Annotated in this window: 33 protein-coding genes; 24 read left to right on the top strand and 9 right to left on the bottom strand. The window is 33.9% G+C overall.

Translation table 11 applies throughout. The annotated features are described in order from the left end of the window. The first annotated feature begins 37 nt into the window (after positions 1-37). Positions 38-385, top strand: a complete 348-nt coding sequence (locus tag HCJ50_RS05305; RefSeq protein ID WP_185346596.1) for a helix-turn-helix domain-containing protein — start codon at positions 38-40, stop codon at positions 383-385. Between the two features lie 50 nt (positions 386-435). Here HCJ50_RS05305 and HCJ50_RS05300 read toward each other — a convergent pair whose 3' ends face one another. The 5 genes from HCJ50_RS05300 to HCJ50_RS05280 all read right to left on the bottom strand — a co-directional run bounded on the left by HCJ50_RS05300 (position 436) and on the right by HCJ50_RS05280 (position 3,919). Continuing rightward, the gene (locus tag HCJ50_RS05300; protein ID WP_187127533.1) at positions 436-885 is read right to left on the bottom strand and encodes a competence protein ComK; all 450 of its coding nucleotides are present in this window, start codon (positions 883-885) and stop codon (positions 436-438) included. Positions 886-891: 6 nt separating this feature from the next. After that, positions 892-2,250: a recombinase family protein gene (locus HCJ50_RS05295; protein ID WP_187127525.1), complete on the bottom strand. Its 1,359-nt coding sequence runs from the start codon at positions 2,248-2,250 to the stop codon at positions 892-894. A 68-nt stretch (positions 2,251-2,318) separates the two neighbouring features. Continuing rightward, positions 2,319-3,011, bottom strand: coding sequence for a hypothetical protein (locus tag HCJ50_RS05290; RefSeq protein WP_187127524.1), 693 nt, complete (start codon positions 3,009-3,011; stop codon positions 2,319-2,321). Positions 3,012-3,055: 44 nt separating this feature from the next. Further along, the gene (locus tag HCJ50_RS05285; RefSeq protein ID WP_185395616.1) at positions 3,056-3,475 is read right to left on the bottom strand and encodes an ImmA/IrrE family metallo-endopeptidase; all 420 of its coding nucleotides are present in this window, start codon (positions 3,473-3,475) and stop codon (positions 3,056-3,058) included. Positions 3,476-3,490: 15 nt separating this feature from the next. Continuing rightward, positions 3,491-3,919, bottom strand: coding sequence for a helix-turn-helix domain-containing protein (locus HCJ50_RS05280; RefSeq protein ID WP_187127523.1), 429 nt, complete (start codon positions 3,917-3,919; stop codon positions 3,491-3,493). Between the two features lie 143 nt (positions 3,920-4,062). Here HCJ50_RS05280 and HCJ50_RS05275 point away from each other — a divergent pair, with 143 nt between their 5' ends. Together HCJ50_RS05275 and HCJ50_RS05270 are read left to right on the top strand one after the other, a co-directional pair. Next, the gene (locus HCJ50_RS05275) at positions 4,063-4,278 is read left to right on the top strand and encodes a helix-turn-helix transcriptional regulator (protein ID WP_187127522.1); all 216 of its coding nucleotides are present in this window, start codon (positions 4,063-4,065) and stop codon (positions 4,276-4,278) included. A 165-nt stretch (positions 4,279-4,443) separates the two neighbouring features. Further along, positions 4,444-4,611, top strand: a complete 168-nt coding sequence (locus HCJ50_RS05270) for a hypothetical protein (protein WP_187127521.1) — start codon at positions 4,444-4,446, stop codon at positions 4,609-4,611. A 17-nt stretch (positions 4,612-4,628) separates the two neighbouring features. Here HCJ50_RS05270 and HCJ50_RS05265 read toward each other — a convergent pair whose 3' ends face one another. Both HCJ50_RS05265 and HCJ50_RS05260 read right to left on the bottom strand, forming a co-directional pair. Further along, entirely contained in the window at positions 4,629-4,868 is a 240-nt protein-coding gene (locus HCJ50_RS05265) for a DUF1883 domain-containing protein (protein WP_187127532.1), read from the bottom strand. Positions 4,869-4,883: 15 nt separating this feature from the next. After that, positions 4,884-5,120 carry a helix-turn-helix domain-containing protein gene (locus tag HCJ50_RS05260; protein ID WP_185363014.1) on the bottom strand — a complete coding sequence of 79 codons (237 nt, stop codon included), beginning with the start codon at positions 5,118-5,120 and terminating at the stop codon, positions 4,884-4,886. A gap of 140 nt (positions 5,121-5,260) precedes the next feature. On the opposite strand from HCJ50_RS05260, the gene HCJ50_RS05255 reads away from it, so the two are divergent. The 4 genes from HCJ50_RS05255 to HCJ50_RS05240 all read left to right on the top strand — a co-directional run bounded on the left by HCJ50_RS05255 (position 5,261) and on the right by HCJ50_RS05240 (position 6,305). Further along, on the top strand, positions 5,261-5,476 hold the full coding sequence (locus tag HCJ50_RS05255) for a helix-turn-helix domain-containing protein (protein WP_315984909.1): 216 nt from the start codon (positions 5,261-5,263) through the stop codon (positions 5,474-5,476). Positions 5,477-5,540: 64 nt separating this feature from the next. Then, on the top strand, positions 5,541-5,852 hold the full coding sequence (locus HCJ50_RS05250; RefSeq protein ID WP_187127519.1) for a hypothetical protein: 312 nt from the start codon (positions 5,541-5,543) through the stop codon (positions 5,850-5,852). Positions 5,853-5,960: 108 nt separating this feature from the next. Next, positions 5,961-6,122 carry a hypothetical protein gene (locus HCJ50_RS05245; RefSeq protein WP_187127518.1) on the top strand — a complete coding sequence of 54 codons (162 nt, stop codon included), beginning with the start codon at positions 5,961-5,963 and terminating at the stop codon, positions 6,120-6,122. Between the two features lie 39 nt (positions 6,123-6,161). Beyond that, positions 6,162-6,305, top strand: a complete 144-nt coding sequence (locus HCJ50_RS05240) for a hypothetical protein (RefSeq protein ID WP_187127517.1) — start codon at positions 6,162-6,164, stop codon at positions 6,303-6,305. Here HCJ50_RS05240 and HCJ50_RS05235 read toward each other — a convergent pair. Beyond that, positions 6,286-6,510, bottom strand: coding sequence for a hypothetical protein (locus tag HCJ50_RS05235; RefSeq protein WP_187127516.1), 225 nt, complete (start codon positions 6,508-6,510; stop codon positions 6,286-6,288). The two genes, HCJ50_RS05240 and HCJ50_RS05235, sit on opposite strands and share 20 nt — an antisense overlap. 61 nt (positions 6,511-6,571) lie before the next feature. Here HCJ50_RS05235 and HCJ50_RS05230 point away from each other — a divergent pair, with 61 nt between their 5' ends. Next, positions 6,572-6,910 (top strand): hypothetical protein, encoded by a 339-nt coding sequence (locus HCJ50_RS05230; RefSeq protein WP_187127515.1) that lies wholly within the window; start codon positions 6,572-6,574, stop codon positions 6,908-6,910. Here HCJ50_RS05230 and HCJ50_RS05225 read toward each other — a convergent pair. Beyond that, complete coding sequence (locus tag HCJ50_RS05225) at positions 6,866-7,342, bottom strand: hypothetical protein (RefSeq protein ID WP_187127514.1); 477 nt, start codon at positions 7,340-7,342, stop codon at positions 6,866-6,868. The genes HCJ50_RS05230 and HCJ50_RS05225 overlap by 45 nt on opposite strands. Before the next feature lie 64 nt (positions 7,343-7,406). On the opposite strand from HCJ50_RS05225, the gene HCJ50_RS05220 reads away from it, so the two are divergent. The 16 genes from HCJ50_RS05220 to HCJ50_RS15640 all read left to right on the top strand — a co-directional run bounded on the left by HCJ50_RS05220 (position 7,407) and on the right by HCJ50_RS15640 (position 15,573). Further along, on the top strand, positions 7,407-7,934 hold the full coding sequence (locus HCJ50_RS05220) for a hypothetical protein (RefSeq protein ID WP_315984908.1): 528 nt from the start codon (positions 7,407-7,409) through the stop codon (positions 7,932-7,934). A 15-nt stretch (positions 7,935-7,949) separates the two neighbouring features. Beyond that, a complete protein-coding gene (locus tag HCJ50_RS05215; RefSeq protein WP_187127513.1) occupies positions 7,950-8,171 on the top strand; it encodes a hypothetical protein in 222 nt (73 codons plus the stop codon). Continuing rightward, the gene (locus tag HCJ50_RS05210; RefSeq protein ID WP_187127512.1) at positions 8,172-8,336 is read left to right on the top strand and encodes a hypothetical protein; all 165 of its coding nucleotides are present in this window, start codon (positions 8,172-8,174) and stop codon (positions 8,334-8,336) included. Positions 8,337-8,485: 149 nt separating this feature from the next. Further along, on the top strand, positions 8,486-8,776 hold the full coding sequence (locus tag HCJ50_RS05205) for a hypothetical protein (protein ID WP_187127511.1): 291 nt from the start codon (positions 8,486-8,488) through the stop codon (positions 8,774-8,776). Between the two features lie 131 nt (positions 8,777-8,907). After that, a complete protein-coding gene (locus tag HCJ50_RS05200) occupies positions 8,908-9,135 on the top strand; it encodes a hypothetical protein (protein ID WP_187127510.1) in 228 nt (75 codons plus the stop codon). Positions 9,136-9,152: 17 nt separating this feature from the next. Beyond that, positions 9,153-9,494, top strand: a complete 342-nt coding sequence (locus HCJ50_RS05195; RefSeq protein ID WP_187127509.1) for a hypothetical protein — start codon at positions 9,153-9,155, stop codon at positions 9,492-9,494. Continuing rightward, positions 9,481-11,421 (top strand): AAA family ATPase, encoded by a 1,941-nt coding sequence (locus tag HCJ50_RS05190; RefSeq protein WP_187127508.1) that lies wholly within the window; start codon positions 9,481-9,483, stop codon positions 11,419-11,421. The genes HCJ50_RS05195 and HCJ50_RS05190 overlap by 14 nt, the downstream gene beginning before the upstream one ends. Before the next feature lie 3 nt (positions 11,422-11,424). Then, the gene (bet, locus tag HCJ50_RS05185) at positions 11,425-12,189 is read left to right on the top strand and encodes a phage recombination protein Bet (protein WP_187127507.1); all 765 of its coding nucleotides are present in this window, start codon (positions 11,425-11,427) and stop codon (positions 12,187-12,189) included. Continuing rightward, the gene (locus HCJ50_RS05180; protein ID WP_187127506.1) at positions 12,189-12,884 is read left to right on the top strand and encodes an MBL fold metallo-hydrolase; all 696 of its coding nucleotides are present in this window, start codon (positions 12,189-12,191) and stop codon (positions 12,882-12,884) included. Before bet ends, HCJ50_RS05180 begins: the two co-directional genes overlap by 1 nt. A gap of 15 nt (positions 12,885-12,899) precedes the next feature. Next, a complete protein-coding gene (locus tag HCJ50_RS05175; protein ID WP_187127505.1) occupies positions 12,900-13,706 on the top strand; it encodes a DnaD domain-containing protein in 807 nt (268 codons plus the stop codon). Continuing rightward, complete coding sequence (locus tag HCJ50_RS05170) at positions 13,669-14,475, top strand: ATP-binding protein (RefSeq protein WP_187127504.1); 807 nt, start codon at positions 13,669-13,671, stop codon at positions 14,473-14,475. Before HCJ50_RS05175 ends, HCJ50_RS05170 begins: the two co-directional genes overlap by 38 nt. Beyond that, on the top strand, positions 14,469-14,672 hold the full coding sequence (locus HCJ50_RS05165; RefSeq protein ID WP_187127503.1) for a hypothetical protein: 204 nt from the start codon (positions 14,469-14,471) through the stop codon (positions 14,670-14,672). Before HCJ50_RS05170 ends, HCJ50_RS05165 begins: the two co-directional genes overlap by 7 nt. Further along, positions 14,656-14,889 carry a hypothetical protein gene (locus tag HCJ50_RS05160; RefSeq protein ID WP_261983654.1) on the top strand — a complete coding sequence of 78 codons (234 nt, stop codon included), beginning with the start codon at positions 14,656-14,658 and terminating at the stop codon, positions 14,887-14,889. The genes HCJ50_RS05165 and HCJ50_RS05160 overlap by 17 nt, the downstream gene beginning before the upstream one ends. Beyond that, entirely contained in the window at positions 14,867-15,067 is a 201-nt protein-coding gene (locus HCJ50_RS05155; RefSeq protein ID WP_187127501.1) for a hypothetical protein, read from the top strand. The genes HCJ50_RS05160 and HCJ50_RS05155 overlap by 23 nt, the downstream gene beginning before the upstream one ends. Next, positions 15,057-15,437, top strand: a complete 381-nt coding sequence (locus HCJ50_RS05150; RefSeq protein ID WP_187127500.1) for a hypothetical protein — start codon at positions 15,057-15,059, stop codon at positions 15,435-15,437. Before HCJ50_RS05155 ends, HCJ50_RS05150 begins: the two co-directional genes overlap by 11 nt. After that, positions 15,397-15,573, top strand: coding sequence for a hypothetical protein (locus HCJ50_RS15640; RefSeq protein ID WP_194334190.1), 177 nt, complete (start codon positions 15,397-15,399; stop codon positions 15,571-15,573). Before HCJ50_RS05150 ends, HCJ50_RS15640 begins: the two co-directional genes overlap by 41 nt. Position 15,574: the final 1 nt, after the last annotated feature.

Genomic DNA, 15,574 nt, shown 5'->3' with positions numbered 1-15,574 from the left:
AAAAATTGCTATAATAGAAATGAAGAGAGGTGGCATATTGGAATTTGGAGAAAAGTTAATTCATTTACGAAAGAAAAATAGATTAACCCAAAAGCAATTGGCAGCAAAAATTGGTACAACTGCATCAACCATTAGTAAATATGAGAATGATAACCACCGACCGCCAATCTTTATTTTGGCAAAATTAGCGGAAACACTCGGAACAACAACAGATTTCTTATTAGATGATGTAGCGGGATTACGAGAAAAAAATTCAGTGAATGCCTTTCCTTTAATTGGTAATCCAGAACTAGAGAAATGGTATTTAGAGTTGCCATATACATATTCAGAAGAAGAATTATTAATGTTAAAACGAATTGCAGATGCGATTGAAAATAAGAAATAATAGAGGAAACCAGATATACAAGTAGTTTTGTATACCTGGTTTTTCTTTAATTAATTTTTAGGCTTGTCTGAGTTAGTAGGGTCATCATTTTCCAAAATCATTGTATTGTAATAACGTCTTGTTTCTGCTGCAAGCGTGGCAGGTGGGAAAAACATATTCATCGAAGGGAAATTGCTCTCCATCATACGCATTTTTTGAGAAAATTTCATATGTAGCATGGAAGTTCTAGCAATTTGATTATTAAAAGAGGCTAACGACATATCAATTTCAAAAGTTTGTTGATTAGAAAATCTAATTAAAGTGTGATTATAGCCTACTGTTTGGTATTCTTTAATATGTTGCGGGAAAATCCAAATGCACTCTGAGGTAGTAGGCGAGGCAGTTGGAAATGCATATGTGGATGTTACAGGGTCAACAATGATAGGTGGCTTATGAGTTACACCAATCAGATGCTTTGTTCCCTCCTTACGACCAGCGAGAGAAAGCGAGGAACTAAAAATAAGCCACTAAATCCATTCAATAGTGACTTGTTCACCGTCAATATAGATTTTATTAATAATCGATTTAAGATATATTTGCTTTTCTCTAAATTCTAATGAGTCGAAATCTACAGTAGCTAATTCTGCTAATGATTCTTGTACTTTCTTGTTTCTCTTTAATTCTTCGTTTGCTTCTATTTGCGAATTATAGTAATTAATTTGCGCATCTATATCCGCCATCATTTTATCCAGTTCAGCAACTTCATATGAGCCGTTCATGTATAAATCAAATAATCTTTTTTTCTTCGAATGTTCTGTTTTAAGCTTTTCAGTTATACTATCTAATTCATCTTCTTTATCTAAATTTCTAGTAGCAAAACTGTAATTTTTCACACGATCGATTACTATTTCTTCTAATTTGTCAGCTCTCCAAATTTTATTACCGCATTTTTCGAGTTCGTGCGTATGCTTATACGTTTTGCAACTATAATAGCGATAACGATACTTTTTACCGCGGGATACAGTGTCTTTCACGCGATGAACAAAGCTTAACCCGCATTTTTCGCAGACTATCAAATTATTTAATAACGAAGATGATTCTTTATTCATATTCGGATTCTTACCCATTCGGGAAAATATTTCTTGGACTCTATAAAATTGTTCTTCTGAAATTATAGCTTCGTGAACGCCCTTAACGTGAACTTTGTCTCCATAGGATACGTAGCCAATATACAAATCATTCATAAGCCATTTATTGTAACTACTATAAGATTTTACTTTGAAACCTAATTTTTTAAGTCTTTTTTGCAAGAAAGTAATACTTTTCTCTTCTTCGAAAATATCATATATCAATTGTAAATGTTGTGCTTCTTCTTTATTGATATATAACTTTGTATCAACTACATCATAACCAAAAGTACGCCCTTTCGCTGTCGTGAGAGGAAGTCCAGATTCAACGCGTTTTATTTTCCCCATAACCATCCTATCTCTTATAGTTTCACGTTCTAATTGCGCGAACACGGACAATATACCAATCATTGCGCGTCCAAAAGGGCTAGAAGTGTCTAACGTTTCCGATAAGCTAACAAACTCCACATTGTTTTTTAAGAAATACTCTTCAATTAGTGTAATAGTATCTTTTTGCGAGCGGGATAGGCGATCTAATCTATAAACGACTACTGCATCTATTTCATGCAATTTGCTTAACATTTCATTTAAAGCAGGACGATTCATATTTGAACCGCTGTATCCACCGTCAATAAACGTGTCATATACATCCCAATCCTTCGAACGACACAAAGCTGTTAGCTTTTCAGTTTGCGCTTGAATAGAGTAGTTTTCTACTTGTTCTTGTGTAGATACTCTTATATATATAGCTGCTTTCATTTTTGTTCCCCTTTCGTACGTATGTTCTTCCTTGTTTGTAAAAGAAAAGCCCCGTAGGGCGGTTCTAATTAATTCTGCATATCTTTTTGAATAGATTCTTTCAAGGGTAAATATTCAAACTCAAAGGCTTTTCGTTCTTTGTACTTTATAGCCACATTAAGTGTAGCTTTTGAAAAATCATTGTACCCATCATCTATAAAATTAATAAGACCCTCTCTTGTTTCATTTGGTTTAATAGGATCTTCCACTCCTCCGAAATCATCACTCATTGTAGAGTAGTATGCCAGGTCTTTAAATCCCGTTGTTGTTAAACTGGTGTAAGAATTATCGATTACTACATCAGAGTTAGAGTGATTATAGTATCTGACTTTAAAGCTAATCCACTGCAAAGGACCGTTTTCATTAAAAGATATTTTCCCCTCTTCGCTTAAGTCTAAGTTAAAAATGTGAGTTTCTAACACAGTGAAGTCTAGTTCAGAGAATTTATAAGCTTTAATAGGTTTATCAGTTCCATCTAAATTAAATGTATCGGAATATCCAGCTTTAATTAATGTAGCTGTTCCTATTCCTTCAAGTTCAATTGGTTTTGAAAGCTCCTGGTATTTTTCGTTTATCTTTGTTGAGTCTGGTTTCTTTTTCTTCGCAGCCACTTCATTTTTATTCGTTTTATCATTGTCCTTCGTGTCATTATTGTTTCCCCCGCAAGACGCAAGAACGCCAGATAACAAAAAAATAAAAATCAGTATAAACAACTTCTTCATGCCATCTTCTCCCTTATTGTGTTATTTATATAATCGCAATGCGTTTATACCTTTATATATTTTTCCATCTCTAATGGTATGCCAGCATATAGGCATATTTCTTTTTTTGTATTAAAATTTTCAATATCTAAATCAGATAATAACAAATTTACAGCAAATTGATGCGCTTCCAATTCTATTTTGCTTAAACTAGACCAATGGATTGATTTAGTAAAAGTTGCATTTAATCTAGTGTGCATCAATGCATGCCCTAGTTCGTGAGCTACAACATATTTGATTTGATGTTCTAGAAGGTTACTGTTATAGAAGATAAATCTGTTTCTTCGTACATATTTATAGAAACCGTTAGTATCCTCAGACAGATTCCAAGGCGTAACAATTATATTAAGTAATCCACACAATTCAAATGGATCAGATGTATTATGTTTATTTTTGAGCGTTTTCACCATCTCATTTACCCACATATAGAATACCTCGCTTTACTCTATATTATTTTTTTTATTCTTAGGTGCGTATTTTCTATTAATACGAGTCGCTTGTTTTTCAGCAAATTCCATTGCTTCCAATATGCTTTCCATTGCTTCCTCAGAAATCGGCTCTCCGTCGTACAGTAATCCATCTCCATTTTTTAAATCTTTTCTAAGCGCATCCATGCGCTTTTTCATATCCATTTCCTCTTTAGCTGTAAAGCCATCTGCACTAATGTCTTTTAAATCACTTCTTCCAAGTAAATAATCTACAGTCACTCCAAATATAAGAGCTAGCTTATTCAATGTTTCAAAATCCGGTTCTCTTCTTCCGAGCTCATACGCAGTATATGCAGGTCTGGATACTCCTAGGAGATCAGCCATTTGTTGTTGCGTTTTACTATCAACTTTTCTAAGTTCTCGTAATCTTTCTGCGAACATATGCACACCTCTATTCTTAATGATATGGTAACATATAGTAACAAATAAAAAAGTTTCTTTTTGTAACAAATAACTGTTGACAAGTTACTAATTGTGACATATACTGTAATAGTAACGAATCGTAACTTTTTGGAGGTGATGTAATGCGTATATGGTTACAAGAAATACGAACCAAAAATAATAAAAGTCAAAAGGATGTAGCAAACAAAGTTGGCATTAGCAGAGTAACATATACTTCGTATGAATTAGGTAGTCGTAATCCAAGTGTAGAAGTTGCTAAAAAAATAGGTAAAGAACTTGGATTTAATTGGACTCTTTTTTTTGGCAATGAATGTAACGAAAAGAAACATGTAACTTAATGAATCAATATTAATTTACATTTGTGTATCATGCTCAACGAAAATGATACATCGGAAATTGCAGAATTACTTACTTATTATTTGAAGGAAATGAGTCAAGATTGTAAAAACATATATTGGGTTAATTAGTCGCAAAAGAATATACAAAAGAATGAGGTGAAGAGAATGGAAATTAATATAAAAAAGGCAGCACTAGAAAGTGATAAAACGAGTCTAAAGATAATGATTCTTGATCATTGTAAAAAAGGAGGGCTTACAATCTCAAATTTAAAAGAGATTGTGGAGGAAGTGATTGAAGTATTAGAAGATAACGCCGTGTATAAAGAGGACTAAGAAGCCCTCTCTATAAATTAGTAGAAACGATATTTGTATTGTCCGCCACCACGAACAATCAAATACCATCTGCCAGTGCCTTCTACTGAGATTCTAACAGGGTTTCTTTTAAAGTGACCACCGAAATAGTTGAACTTCTTCCCGGAATTCATTTTTTGATAGTTATAAGAATCTACTAAGAACACATCAGAAGCATGTTGCAATTCGACTTCAACCGAAATACTACCATTAGAATCAACATAAGGAATTTTAGCCATATGTACCACCTCCTTTCATTTCTCCACCTCATTGTATGGTGGGAAGTCGAAGAATTCATGTACAGAAATTTCTAAGGCTTGACACAGTTTACGAACGGTCGTGATGGTAGGACGCTTGCTAGCGCCAGTAAAAATGGAGTTCAGTGTTGATTGTTTTAATCCAGCTAAAGTAGCAAGGCGATTAATTGTTAAGTTTTTCTCTTCTATTAGAATTAATAATTTTTCCGAAATTAAATCAGCATCAGTTTTCATCAAAAACAACTCCTAGCGAAATATAGTTAATTCTAGTATAGGACAGAAAATTAAAAAGAAACGGTAAATAACGATATATAGTTGACAATTAACAATATATCGTTTATTATATAAATATATTAACGATATATAGTTAGGTGGTGAGTGACTTGTCCATTGGGAAAACAGTGAAAATGTATAGGATTCAAAAACGGTGGTCTCAATCGATGCTTTGTGACAAAAGCGGTGTTCCACAAACAACGATTAGTGGGATTGAAAATAAAAATGTTATGCCAAGCTTAATTATCGCTAAAAAATTAGCAGACGCCTTAGGAGTAACAACAGATGACTTATTACGAGAGGCTCAGACGACTTAAGTAAGTATAGCTATTTGAATGGTAGCCTGCTCAACGAAAATGATACATCGAGAGGGGTGAGGAAATGGAAAATCTAAATCATTTAGTAAATGAACTTGAAAAGCTATTAATTCAACAAAACAAAATGCTCCAAACTATTGTGAGTAGTTTAGAGCTAAGTCAGGAGGCTAGCATTCTTGAAGTTTCCAATAAAAAAGTGAAAGAAAAAATTACTCTTTTGTTACTCCAATATCAACTAGAACATGATAGAGAAGTCTTTGAACAAATAACTGATCTCGCAGAGCGAGAATATCGTTCAAGTCTTGACTATTACCGGATTCTTGCTGTTGTTTCAGAGCGTCTAGCGTCATTTCAGACACATCGGCTGTTGCGTTAGCCGCTGCTATTTCAATAAGAAGTTCAAGGTGTTCTTTGTCCATTATTTTCACCTCCCTTCATGGGAAGTATATCACAAATGAAAATAAGAATTAGGGGTTGAGGAAAGTTGATAGAAAATCAAGAACTAATAGTACTTACACAAAAGGAACTGCTTTTAGCAATCACAAGACTATCAATTGGAATAGAAAAGAATTCAACAAGTGATAAAGAGATTGAGACCCTTTCAAAACTTGTTGAATCCACAGCAAAATTAATTACGACTCTTTGATAAACCCGATAAATTCTACATCGGAAAGGAGTGAAGGAGATGCAACCAACGAGATATAAAGCAAAAATGCGAAAACAAGCTACCCGTGAGGCAACACGAAATAGCTTGTTACGACAATATGAAATCGTTTCAAAGGAAAAAATACTTGAAACGGTTAAGAAAGCTATTGATTTACGTTTTTAACAACATTTATAGCTTCTTTTGTAAAAGAAATACTATGGTGAGCAGATAACACTGAAAGTTTAGCGATTAAAGCAAATATTTCGTTTTCCTTATCTTCTGAAGTTTTAACATCTTTAACTGCTTCAGAAACTGCTTTATATATTTCTTCTTTCAAATTTTCAAGATTTGTTAAGGCTAACTTATTTAATTCTTTATCAAGGTCCATGTATATACCTCCCTTCACGGGAAGTATATCACAAATAAAAACAAGAATTAGAGGTGAGAAAATGAAAATAATAAAAAGGCGAGAATATTTCGAGGTTGAACCTATAACATCTAGAGAATTTATTTGGATGTTAAAAACATGTGGTTACTCACCGACACTAAATAGAGAAGAAAGAATAAAAAGAACCACCGAACTTGAAGAGTGGTATGTCAAAGCATCAACTGCTGAGAAAACTTCTGCCATGCGAACCTGCAAACATTTTGTGCTGAGAAACCCAGTAGTATTCGCTGGTTTAGCAGAAGCAAATTTTCAATATCGCAAAAGAATTAAGTATCAAATTGTTAGTTTAATAAGTTTAATTGGCTGGATTATTTGTACTATTTTCTATTTTATCAAGTGAGGAATAGTTGGGATTAATTACTGGTTTTGGCAAACCTAGTTTTCGTTGAAGTTTTAAAAAGTATGTAAAAATTCTTCCGCTCAATATTTCAAAAATTTTATTGGTCAATTCGATATCATCCTCATTTTTTTGATGTGCTAATGATGAACGAAACTCGTAATATGCAGTCATTATTTTAGAATTCATATACTGTGCATTATGTCTTAGAAAATTGATGATTTCTGTTTGTTCATTGGAAGTTAAGTCATTGAAATTATACGCGCCATATTTATAAAAAAGTTCATCCAAGAAAAGAGATAAGGGTAGGTAAAGCTCCTCATGTTTAAGACGAGTAGCCTTCATTTTAAGTGTTTGCCTTTCTTTAAATATATTTAATCCAAGACCTGCACAAAATGATAGAAATGTAGTTATAAATAAAATGATTATGTTCATTTGAATTCCTCCTAATGCAGTGATTATATCACAAATAAAAATAAAATTTGAAAGGAGTGAAAAAGTGGCAACGGTAATAAAAGAATCAATAAATGCCTCAAAAGTGATGAGGTATACAGGCAACATACCACAAAAACAATTAGCAGATAAATTTTTAACAAGCCGGGCAAATGTTAGCCACATGATGACAGGAAGACGAAAAATGCAAAAAGATGTTGCTACAACAGCATTAAAGAACGTAGAAAGTAATTTATTTAAATTAGCGTTATCACACGAATTTAGTGAACTTATTCCGGATGTTTTCGCAGGACAAGCGGTCAATCATAATCCATTGAGCTTTCTAGTGATGTACGAGCAAGAAGCTAACGAGTTTAATGCAAGTATTGATGAAGTAATGAAAGTCTTTGTAAAGCCAGCTAATCAGTTAACTAGCAATGAGAGATTGACGGCAAGGAATAACTTAAAAGAGCTTATAGACGTGCTAGGTTGGGGCTACAATCTTTTGTTTTATGCAAGTGATCATTTAAATATTGATGCATATCAATTGATTAGTGAGCAAGACAAGAAGTGGAAGCAAAAAAAATGGATTTAATAAGGAGTGATAAAAATGAATAAAGTTCTTGTATCTGCTAACTACGAAGGTTACGAATCGAAAAATATTAATTTTACAGAACTAAATAATGTTGTTAAAGAACGATTTAAAAACATTAATCAAGAAGAACAGAAAAAAAGAGCAGATAAGTTTAATCAAAAATTTGAAGTGACTAAAAATATAGTAGATGGGCACTTACGTGAAATTATCGTGCCACGAAGAATAGGTGGTGAGTAAATGTTAACAGTTGTAAATATAGCTATCGTGCTAGGAATAATATTAAATCTTTCAATATATGCGTGTCAAAAAAGGAGTGAAAAAGAAGATGTCAATACCGATTTGGATAGTAATAATCTGGATACTCGTGTTGCTCGGAATAATGTCCGTAATAACAAACGTTAAAAACTGGTATAAGAAGATAAAAAAAGTTGGATTTTCTAATTGGTATGAAAGTTGGATGTACAAATGAGTGTAGGACTACTTTTCGTAGGGTTTGGAATATTCGTAGCATTAATAGTAGCTTTTAAAAGCGAAGAAGGAGGATTTCGAAAATGGAAGAAATAAGACCAGTTCAAAAACTTGTAAATGTTAATAATGAGAAGTCATATATCGTACGAATTACACCAGTGGACGATTCAAGTGGCAGAAAGACATTTAAGGGCATAAAAGTAAATATGCTTCACGAAAACTGGGAACATTTTGCACAAGATACATTTGCATCAACTGTTAGTCCAGGGATTATTCAAACGTGGATTGCTAACATGCATAACGCAAGTAAGAAAGTACAGAACACAATGACAGCATTTTCAGAATGGGATGGCGAATTAAATGAGTATTGGTAATCGCGACAAAAAAATAAACTCGTGCGCTAACACGAGTCTAATCTATATAGCTATTCGCTAAATATAAGAGTTAAGTTACTTATATTATATGCGATTAGCCCCGAATTTACAAGGAATGGAGGGTTTTTATTATGCTCTTGGGAAGAGAAGTATTACTTGATCTAGTAAAAAGCGCAAGAATACATTCAGAAGAACGTATTAAAGCACTAGGAATAAACCTGCACAAGTATAAGCAAGCAAATTCTAAACCGCCTGCACAATTATTGAGCCGTATAGAAAATCATACAAATAAATTGCAAGAACTGAATGAACTTGAAAATGAAATAAAAAATTCTAATAGAAATTCATGGAGAATTTAAAAACTGGAGGAAATGAAATGACGAGAGAATATATAGAACAACAAGCATCAAAAGAAGCCAGGGAGCTTGTGGCCAAATTAAATCACCTAGCATTCTGTAATGAACATATAACTTGTACTGTAGTGCTTGGTTTTAAGCGTGATGAAAGGCTGATTAGCGAAACATCAGCAGTAGGAAGTAGAGAGGAATTACTAGAAATGTTCCATGATATAGCAAGAGCGCTTGTATATGAATTTATGCATGAGCATGATTGCGATTGTCAAATTGATGCAATGGTTAAAAGTGCCATTCGAGGGTCTGTAGAAGGCTATAACAAATTTAAGACGGAAGCAAAGGAGCAAGCAGATGAAAACAATTAAATTACTGAGATTGCAACTCGAAAATTTCAAAGGAATTAAGGAGTTAGAAATTGATTTTCAAGATAACACATCCATCTACGGGGCTAATGCCTCGGGTAAAACAACCATTTTGGATGCTTTCACATGGTTATTATTCGACAAGGACAGCACGAATAAAAAAGACTTCGCAATTAAAACGTTAGATACATCAGGCAATGTGATTCATAAATTAAATCATGTCGTAACGGCACAGTTAAATATTGATGGTGAACAAATCGAATTATCGAAAAAATATATGGAAAAATGGACCAAATCAAAAGGAAAGTTAGAGCATGAATTAACTAGTCATACAACAGAATATTATATCGACGAGATCAAAAAGAAAGCGAATGAATACAAAACTTTCATAAGTGAGTTACTAGACGAAGAACTTTTTAAGTTGATTACAAACCCATTGTATTTTAACGAGCAATTCGACTGGAAGAAACGTCGTGAAATGTTAATTAAGGTAGCCGGCGATGTAACCGACGCAGATGTTATTAACTCAGACAAATCATTAAATGATTTAAGTGCTTTTCTTGGAAAGCATTCGATTGAAGATAAGTTAATTCAGATTAATGAGCAACGCAAGAACTTACGAAAAAGATTAGAACTTATACCCGAGCTGGTAAACGAAGCTACTAAAGCAAAACAAGATGTAACTGGTTTGAGTCCTAGTGACCTTTCAGGAGAAATTTATGTTATTGAAGATCAAATATACGTGTATGAAGATGAAAAAGCAGTATTGAAAACTGGTGGATTGCAAACAGAACTTAATAAACAAAAAGTAAACATTGAACTCGAACTCACGAAAATTAAATCTAATGAGCAGAAAGAAGTTCAAGAAAAACTAGCGAACAAAAGAGAAGAAATTTTTAACGAAAAGAATAAGTTAGCTGATGTCGAAAACGAAATTACTAGGATAACTAATTGTGTCACGCACAATAAAGGTGAAATTGCTACAAAACAGCAAGAACTAAATAAATTAGGAACAGAATGGGACTCTCTACAACTAGAGCACTTTGACGAGCATAGAAAAACATGTCCAACCTGTTCGCAAGAATTTCCAGTAGACCGTATAAATGAAATGATTGCAAAGTTTAATCAAGAAAAAGCTGAAAAAATCAAAGAAAATGAACAACTTGGTAAGGACACTAAAGTAAAAATAAATGAACTTGAAACAGAAATAGAAGGTCTGGAAACGGACATTACAAATTGCAGAAAAGAACAAGAAGTATTTCAAACTAACTTAGAATTGTTAGAACAACAAAGAATAGAGCTTGATCAACTGCTACAGCAAGTCGAAAATTCAACTACTTACATCGAAAAACAGGCAGAACTGGAAATGATTGAAGAAAAATTGCGTGACGAAAAAGGTTCTTCTGTAACTGCAGTAGCAGAAATTCAATTAAAAATTGATGAACTACAAGCAGAAGCGAACGACTTAAAAGCGGATTTATCGAAATTTGATAGCAATAAAAAACAAGACAAACGCATTCAAGAATTAGAAGAAGAATCAGCAGAGAAGAGCGCTATGTACAACGAGTTAGAAAAAGGTTTATATCTAATCGAGAAATTCAACAAAGCAAAATGCAATTTGCTTGAAGACAAGATAAACAGCAAATTCAAATACGTTTCATTTAAACTATTTAAAACTCAAATCAACGGTGGTATTGATGAGTGCTGCGAGACGATTTACAACGGAGTTCCTTACAATTCTGGATTGAACAATGCAGCAAGGGTAAATGGCGGTTTGGACATCATCAACGCGCTAACCGAACATGTTCAAGTAATAGCACCGATTTTTGTAGATAATCGGGAATCGATAACGGAACTAATCGACACAGAATCACAATTAGTAAGCTTAATTGTTTCTGAATCCGATAAAAATTTGAGAGTGGAGGCATAAGTAATGACTAATGAAGTAAGCAATATTGCAAATGTAGATTTGCTTAATAAATCGACAGTTTTTGAAGTAAATGGTGAGGAGGTAAAACTTTCTGGCAATATTATAAAAAAATATCTTGTAAGCGGCGAAGCTGAAGTTACTGACCAAGAAATAGTAATGTTTTTACAACTCTGTAGGTATCAAAAATTAAACCCATTTTTAAACGAGGCATACTTGGTAAAATTCAAAGGATCATCTGCACAAATTATCGTTTCGAAAGAGGCATTTATGAAACGTGCTGAAACACATGAACAGTACGACGGTTTTGAAGCGGGAATTATTGTCGAGCGTAATGGTGAAGTTGTTGAAATAGAAGGAGCGGTTTCTCTAGATAAGGACAAATTATTAGGTGGCTGGGCAAAGATTTTTAGAAAAGATAGATCCAGACCTGTATGCGTAAGAATAAGTGAAAAAGAGTTTAACAAACGACAATCAACTTGGAACTCTATGCCCCTTACAATGATTCGTAAAACAGCAATTGTTAACGCAATGCGCGAAGCTTTCCCGGATAATCTGGGTGCTATGTATACAGAAGAAGAACAAGGTACAACGCCATCTATCGAAAGAAATGTTCAAGAAGAAATTTCAGCAAATGCCAATTCAGAAGTGCTAGATATGCCTACACAAAAAAATGAAATGCCTAAATTTGAAGAAGTAAAAGAGCCGGATGAATTGGAACCAGAACCTGCGGACGCACCATACGAAGAACCGCCAGCAAGGCCTTACTGATGAATATTAAGACAATTGCAAGTGGAAGCAAAGGGAACGCCTACGTAATCAGTAGCGGGCGCTCCCGATTGCTAATTGAATGTGGTATAAACTTCGACAAAATAAGAAAAGCACTAAACTTTGATTTATCAACAGTAGAAGGTTGTTTAATTAGTCATGAACATGGAGATCACTCAGCAGGAGTTAAAAAGATGTTACGAACTTCAAATATTAAAATATATGCATCAGAAGGCACCTTGTCCGCTTTAAATGTTCCAGACAGCCGACAGTTCATTTTAAAAGAAAAGCAAGCTCAAAACGTCGGAGATTGGACAGTATTACCTTTCAGAACGGAACACGACGCAGAAGAGCCTTTGGGTTTTATGATTCAACAAAAAAACGAAAGACTGCTTTTTATTACAGATAGCTATTATGTCAGATATAAGTTCAAAAACATCAATTATCTAATGATTGAGTGTAACTATTCAGCAGATATTTTAGAAGAAAATGTAATAAATAAAGTTGTACATCCGGTACAAAAAAAGCGTGTTTTACAATCACATTTTAGCTTAGAAAACGTAAAAGACTTTTTAAAAGCGAACGATTTATCACAACTTAGAGAAATTCATTTGTTGCACATCTCTGATAAAAACGGAGATAAAGAACGATTTAAAAAAGAAATTCAAGCAATGACTGGAATACCTGTGTACGTGTGAAAGGAGGTAGCGTTTTTGGCAGTTTATAGGCAAATACATGTTAGTTTTTGGCAAGATTCTTTTGTCTTAGATTTAACGGCAGAAGAAAAATATTTTTACTTATATTTAATGACTAACAGTAAAACAAATCAAATCGGTATATACGAAATATCCAAAAAAATCATGGAAATAGAATCAGGATACAGTATGGATACTGTATCTAAACTGTTAAAAAAGTTTATAGAATATGAAAAAATACTCTATTCTGAGTCGACTAAAGAATTAATGTTACTAAATTGGTGTAAATACAACTGGTCGGGGAGTCCTAAGGTGGTTTCTCTTGTGAATAAGGAACTTAAAGGTGTGAAAAACACTGAGTTCGCAAAGGAATATATCGAACAAGCAAAATCACAAGGATGCAAAATAGATAAGCTATCCATAGAGTATCTATACAGTATAGATACAGAAACGCAAAAAGAACTAGAAAAAGAAAAAGAAATAGAAAAAGAAATAGCAGTAGCAGATGAGGCTGCGGAGAAAAATGTAATTGGAATTTTTGAATCCAATATTGGAAACTTAACCCCACTTCAAATTGACGATTTATTTAAGTGGCAAGACGAAGTAGGAAAAGAGCTTGTTATATTTGCTGTTGAACATGCAGCAATAAAAAGCGCAAAATACTATGGATTTGTTCAAAACCTTCTCAAGGATTGGACTAAGCACAATATCGACACAGTAGACAAAGCTAAAAATTATGAGGAGCAAAGGAAACCTACAAATAAGTTCCAAAGCGGAGGTGCTGAGAATGAGTTTGCAAGAGAAGGGCAAGAGTACAGCTGGTGATTTTGAAAAAGTGAACTTTAACGATATTCGTTTTGTTGAAAACAGAACATGTAATCAATGCGGAAATATATTTCCGGTTTACGAACGCAAAGGAAAAGAAACAAGTATCTGCATTCATTGTGATAACAAACAGATACGTCAAGAAATGCAGAAGCGACATGATGAAACAGAAAAAAAGCGCGTATTTAGAATTATTGAACGTTATTCATATGTTCCTGATGAAATAAAAAGCGAATCATTTGAAACGTTTGATCCAGAGACGAACGAAGAGCGAAAGGCGCTAGCTGAAACAAAAGAATTTATAAAAAATTTCCCATCAAACGAAAAAATTATTTTTCAAGGAAAAACAGGCTCTGGAAAAACTCACTTGGCATATGCAGCTGCTAGAGAATTACTTAAGCAAGGTCATCTAGTTTTGTTTGTAACAGTATCTCAAATGTTAGACAGCGTAAGAGAAACTTTTGCAAGAGATAGCGAAGTTAGCAAATCGGAATTAATTAACTGGTATATCAAAGCAGATTTATTAATACTTGATGATTTTGGTGTCGAAACAGTTAACGAAAAAAATAGGGAGTGGGTTTCTGAAATAGTATTCAATATTACTAACGGTCGTACGGATAAGCCAACTATATTTACTACGAATCTAAAAGCAAAAGAAATAGAGGCGAAATATGGGAAATTGAATGGTCAGAGGATAGTTTCCCGAATGAGTAAGAATGCGAGACCGATAGTACTGACAGGAAGGGATAGGAGGATTACGAAATGGTAATGGCGACTAAAGGAAGAGTACAAGAAATTGGATTTAATGGTCCAACTCCAAAGTTTATTATTTTGTGGAAGTTGCTTCCAGGCGGAAACATGAGCAAAACAATCTGCTATTCAGAAACAGATTTAGAGGAGCAATTAAAACTGCATTCGTGGAAATTTGATGGATACGAGGTTATTGCAAATGCGGAAGACATTTAAAATCTGGTTAAAAGTCACATGGAAATCAGGACTTTGCAAAAATGTCAGTTTGGAAGTGGAGGCTAGAACGTTTCATGAAGCTTTTAAAAAAGCTGAGAAAATGTTGCCAAAAAGCAAAGTCGAGAAAGTAAAACGCTTGCAAGCCAATGTTATTGGCTATATCTATGATCCATCAGTGAGAGGAGTAGAAAAATTTGGACAAAGTAAATTACGTTGAAATTACTAAAAAAATACCGGGGGCACCTTTTAGCGTTGGAAACATTTACGAACTTGAACGAATGGGTTCAGCTAATGCGAGGGTTAGATTCCAACATAGTATTTACCAAATCCCTAAAGAGGCGCTGGAAGTTGTGAAACCTATAGATGATGATGGCAGGTGGAAAAATGGATTATGAAGAGCTGAGTTTATTCGACTTAATGGACTATTACCCGACGCAACAAGAAGAAAAAAAGCGGAGAGAAGAGAAGCTAAAACCTATTAAAACTCATGAGAATGATAGGTTGGATTATCCCGTTGCTATCGCTGAAATAGAAAGGATAATCGGCAAGAAAGTGACACACGTTTGCGGTTTTTATAATCACATTTTAAATAAAGAAATTCGTTGGATATTTAATTTTGAAACAGGTTTTTGCTATATCAATGACAAGTGCGAATTATATGAAATGCAACCAGGTCTAAGGAGTTTCCAATACAGAGGAAAAGTACATGAGGAGGTTTTTTACAATGCAGACGAAAGAAAAAAATCTATTGGAACAGTTGAGTAAGCGGAGAATAGGGACACAGCATCAAATCGCTTCCCTTGTGCATACGGAAAAGTTCAATTTGCAAGAAACACTCAATATGACGGATGAAGAAGTTGAGGCAGAATATAACGAAATGAGAATGGAGTTAGACAGTTAGG

This window comes from Listeria immobilis, assembly GCF_014322765.1.
GTDB lineage: Bacteria > Bacillota > Bacilli > Lactobacillales > Listeriaceae > Listeria > Listeria immobilis.
Note: the sequence above shows the minus strand (reverse complement) of the source record. Positions and strands in the feature narration are given on the sequence as shown.

Excerpts from the sequence above, each read along its gene's own strand:
- HCJ50_RS05295 (WP_187127525.1), bottom strand. The coding sequence starts at position 2,250 with ATGAAAGCAGCTATATATATAAGAGTATCTACACAAGAACAAGTAGAA.
- HCJ50_RS05205 (WP_187127511.1), top strand. The coding sequence starts at position 8,486 with ATGGAAGAAATAAGACCAGTTCAAAAACTTGTAAATGTTAATAATGAG.
- HCJ50_RS05280 (WP_187127523.1), bottom strand. The coding sequence starts at position 3,919 with ATGTTCGCAGAAAGATTACGAGAACTTAGAAAAGTTGATAGTAAAACG.
- HCJ50_RS05290 (WP_187127524.1), bottom strand. The coding sequence starts at position 3,011 with ATGAAGAAGTTGTTTATACTGATTTTTATTTTTTTGTTATCTGGCGTT.
- HCJ50_RS05190 (WP_187127508.1), top strand. The coding sequence starts at position 9,481 with ATGAAAACAATTAAATTACTGAGATTGCAACTCGAAAATTTCAAAGGA.
- HCJ50_RS05240 (WP_187127517.1), top strand. The coding sequence starts at position 6,162 with ATGCAACCAACGAGATATAAAGCAAAAATGCGAAAACAAGCTACCCGT.
- HCJ50_RS15640 (WP_194334190.1), top strand. The coding sequence starts at position 15,397 with ATGCAGACGAAAGAAAAAAATCTATTGGAACAGTTGAGTAAGCGGAGA.
- HCJ50_RS05230 (WP_187127515.1), top strand. The coding sequence starts at position 6,572 with ATGAAAATAATAAAAAGGCGAGAATATTTCGAGGTTGAACCTATAACA.
- HCJ50_RS05225 (WP_187127514.1), bottom strand. The coding sequence starts at position 7,342 with ATGAACATAATCATTTTATTTATAACTACATTTCTATCATTTTGTGCA.
- HCJ50_RS05250 (WP_187127519.1), top strand. The coding sequence starts at position 5,541 with ATGGAAAATCTAAATCATTTAGTAAATGAACTTGAAAAGCTATTAATT.
- HCJ50_RS05260 (WP_185363014.1), bottom strand. The coding sequence starts at position 5,120 with ATGAAAACTGATGCTGATTTAATTTCGGAAAAATTATTAATTCTAATA.
- HCJ50_RS05180 (WP_187127506.1), top strand. The coding sequence starts at position 12,189 with ATGAATATTAAGACAATTGCAAGTGGAAGCAAAGGGAACGCCTACGTA.
- HCJ50_RS05210 (WP_187127512.1), top strand. The coding sequence starts at position 8,172 with ATGTTAACAGTTGTAAATATAGCTATCGTGCTAGGAATAATATTAAAT.
- HCJ50_RS05200 (WP_187127510.1), top strand. The coding sequence starts at position 8,908 with ATGCTCTTGGGAAGAGAAGTATTACTTGATCTAGTAAAAAGCGCAAGA.
- HCJ50_RS05195 (WP_187127509.1), top strand. The coding sequence starts at position 9,153 with ATGACGAGAGAATATATAGAACAACAAGCATCAAAAGAAGCCAGGGAG.
- HCJ50_RS05215 (WP_187127513.1), top strand. The coding sequence starts at position 7,950 with ATGAATAAAGTTCTTGTATCTGCTAACTACGAAGGTTACGAATCGAAA.
- HCJ50_RS05170 (WP_187127504.1), top strand. The coding sequence starts at position 13,669 with ATGAGTTTGCAAGAGAAGGGCAAGAGTACAGCTGGTGATTTTGAAAAA.
- bet (WP_187127507.1), top strand. The coding sequence starts at position 11,425 with ATGACTAATGAAGTAAGCAATATTGCAAATGTAGATTTGCTTAATAAA.
- HCJ50_RS05270 (WP_187127521.1), top strand. The coding sequence starts at position 4,444 with ATGGAAATTAATATAAAAAAGGCAGCACTAGAAAGTGATAAAACGAGT.
- HCJ50_RS05285 (WP_185395616.1), bottom strand. The coding sequence starts at position 3,475 with ATGTGGGTAAATGAGATGGTGAAAACGCTCAAAAATAAACATAATACA.
- HCJ50_RS05275 (WP_187127522.1), top strand. The coding sequence starts at position 4,063 with ATGCGTATATGGTTACAAGAAATACGAACCAAAAATAATAAAAGTCAA.
- HCJ50_RS05165 (WP_187127503.1), top strand. The coding sequence starts at position 14,469 with ATGGTAATGGCGACTAAAGGAAGAGTACAAGAAATTGGATTTAATGGT.
- HCJ50_RS05235 (WP_187127516.1), bottom strand. The coding sequence starts at position 6,510 with ATGGACCTTGATAAAGAATTAAATAAGTTAGCCTTAACAAATCTTGAA.
- HCJ50_RS05150 (WP_187127500.1), top strand. The coding sequence starts at position 15,057 with ATGGATTATGAAGAGCTGAGTTTATTCGACTTAATGGACTATTACCCG.
- HCJ50_RS05265 (WP_187127532.1), bottom strand. The coding sequence starts at position 4,868 with ATGGCTAAAATTCCTTATGTTGATTCTAATGGTAGTATTTCGGTTGAA.
- HCJ50_RS05160 (WP_261983654.1), top strand. The coding sequence starts at position 14,656 with ATGCGGAAGACATTTAAAATCTGGTTAAAAGTCACATGGAAATCAGGA.